The sequence below is a fragment of the Oleiagrimonas sp. genome (assembly GCF_027858935.1).
Taxonomy (GTDB): domain Bacteria; phylum Pseudomonadota; class Gammaproteobacteria; order Xanthomonadales; family Rhodanobacteraceae; genus Oleiagrimonas.
Genome location: NZ_JAQIBU010000242.1, coordinates 1 through 2,491 on the forward strand (window position 1 = coordinate 1; position 2,491 = coordinate 2,491).

General features: G+C 64.3%; 1 protein-coding gene. It reads right to left on the bottom strand.

Annotated features, from left to right (window positions below; translation table 11 throughout):
- Nucleotides 1–247 precede the first annotated feature (247 nt).
- On the bottom strand, nt 248–2,335 hold the full coding sequence (locus tag PF446_RS08905; protein ID WP_298071077.1) for a hypothetical protein: 2,088 nt from the start codon (nt 2,333–2,335) through the stop codon (nt 248–250).
- Between the last annotated feature and the right edge of the window lie 156 nt (nt 2,336–2,491).

Sequence of the window (2,491 nt, forward strand, 5' to 3'; positions counted from 1 at the left end):
CTGCTATGTAAGCCAGCGCCCATTGCACCAGCTTGCGTTGCCTGAGTTGCGTCCAGACGTCAGTCATCGCCGCACATTCCCCCGATGGCCGGAACGAAGTGTAATGCGTATCGCGACCCGCAACGCGCCAGGCAAGCCAGCGGCCGGGCTCGTGCTGACGCCGAGCCGGATGAAGGCATGCCTTGGTGCGTGGCTGAAACTGGCGGTTTTCGGCTCAGCAAGCAATAGACACGTGGCGGAAAGCCGGTCACGGCGTGGTACTGCCGCCATGCACCGATTGCGGATGGGCGTATTTCGTCAGCAGGGCCTGGAAGCGCGGGTCCTTGCGAATCGGATCCCAGAACGGATCGAGTCTGAGCTGGACATCGGTCACGCCGCCAGACATGCCGACAAATCCAGTGCTCGGCGCATCATTCAGTGCGGCAATGGCCTGGTCATCGTCACCCAGCAGGATGTAGGCGCGGGCCAGGGCGAACTGAGCAGCAGCAACGACCGACGCGGAGTGCTCCCGCTGACCGGCGGCCATCAGCTTCTGGATGGTCTGCAGGGCTGCCGTCTTTTGCCCCAGGGCGGCCTCGGCCTCGGCCATGTGCAGTCGGACCCACGTCTCGCCCTGCTGGCCGCCCCGTGCGGATTGTTGCGCCTTGGCCGATGCCAGCGCCTGGGTATAAAAGCTGTGCGCGGCTGCGGCATCACCGGACAGGCGATAGACCTGGGCACGCAGCAACGTCACATCGATCGGCGCGATGCTGCGCCCACCCGGCTGCAGGTCCCTGACGGCGGCGCGCGCAGCGGCGAAATCACGTTTCAGCAGCAGCAAGCTCACCCGCGCAAAGACGATATCCGACGCCGATTGCAGTGCGGCCGGCGCACTCTGCAGCACCGCCAGGGCCGCGTCGACATCAGCGTGAGCAAGCAGTTTCAACTGGGCGATATAGCGATACATTTCGGGGTCGTCCGGCGCCACGGCCAACCCACGCTGGTAGGCCGCCAGCGCGCGGTCGTAGTCGTGCAGGCCTCGCCATGCCAAGCCCAGCCCCAGGGCCAGGTTCGGGTCGCGCGGATCCAGTGCGACGGCACGTTGCAGGTGAACAAGCTCCGCCTGCAAGTGCCCCTGGATGTGCTCGATGTAGGCAATCGCCGCATCAACCTGAGCGTCATTGGGCGAACCCTGCTGGGCCAGCTTGAACTCGGCCAACGCTTTATCGTAATCAGCAAAGTCGAAGCGATACACGTAACCCATGGCCAGATGGGCTTGCGGCAAGTCCGGTGCCAGCACCAGTGCGCGCTGGGCATTGGCCAGCGCCTGTTGACGCGTGGCGTCGGAGTCGTCGACATGGCTGTAGGCCAACAAGCTCTGACTGAACGCGAGAGCGGCCCAGGCCTTCGCAAAGTGCGGATCACTGTCGACGGCCTGCTGGTAGGCGGCAACCGCCTTGGGCAGCGCGGCATGCATGTCGCCGGCCTTGGCCTGGGTGATGTAGTGCTCGCCGCGCAGATAGGCGTCGTAGGCCGCAGGTACCTGGGTCGGAACGTTGGCGACCGCAGCCAGCTCAACCGGCGACAACCTTGCCTTCAGCGCATCGGCGATCTTGCCCGCCACCTCGCCCTCGACGCCGAAGATGTTGGTCAGGTTGCGCGTGTAGCTCTGGGCCCACAGGTGGCTGTCGGTTTTGGCATCAATCAGCTGCACGTTGATCAGCACCTGGTCGCCAGCCTTCTGCACGCTGCCTTCCAGAATCGTGGCCACGCCGAGCTGTTGCGCGATGGTTTTCAGGTCATCCGGATGGCTGGCGTACTTCATGGTGGACGTGCGCGAGATCACTTTCAGCTGGCCGATATCGGCCAGCTTGGTCAGGATCAGGTCCTGCATGCCATCGGCGAAGTAGGCGTTGCCCTTGTCTTCGCTGAGGTTCTCGAAGGGCAGCACGGCGATGGACTTGTGGTCGATTTCACCCGCGCTTGCCGTGGCATCTTTCGATGCGGCGTGGCGCGCTGGTGCTGGCGCCGATGCGACCGCCGCAGAAGTCGGCGGCTCGCTGGGTGCGAATCGCCAGATCAGGAATCCGCCGACAGCGAACAGGGCCGACAGGATCAGCAATTCGGCACCACTGACCTTCTGCGCCCCGCGCTCGCCGTGGTACCAGGCCAACAGCAGCGTCACCAGGAAGCCGAGCGCCGCCACGCCGAGCGCCGCGCGCATCACCGCATGCGGCCAGTCGTAGTTGTTGCCGGCCATATCGAGCACTTGCAACACCACCCAGGCAGCGGCCGCATACGCCACCGCCCACTGCACCAGTTTGCGCTGCTTGAGGCGGGTCCAGAGCTCGTTCATGGTGACTCGGCCTCCGGCTTGCAGAAATAAGCCTCGCGCTGTGGCGGCGGCCGATGGATGCCCTGGGCCAGCAGCACCTTGTTCAGATTCGGATACCCCGTCACATCGAAGAACGGATAAACCAGATACGACGAAAGTGCGTTGAAATACAGCGGC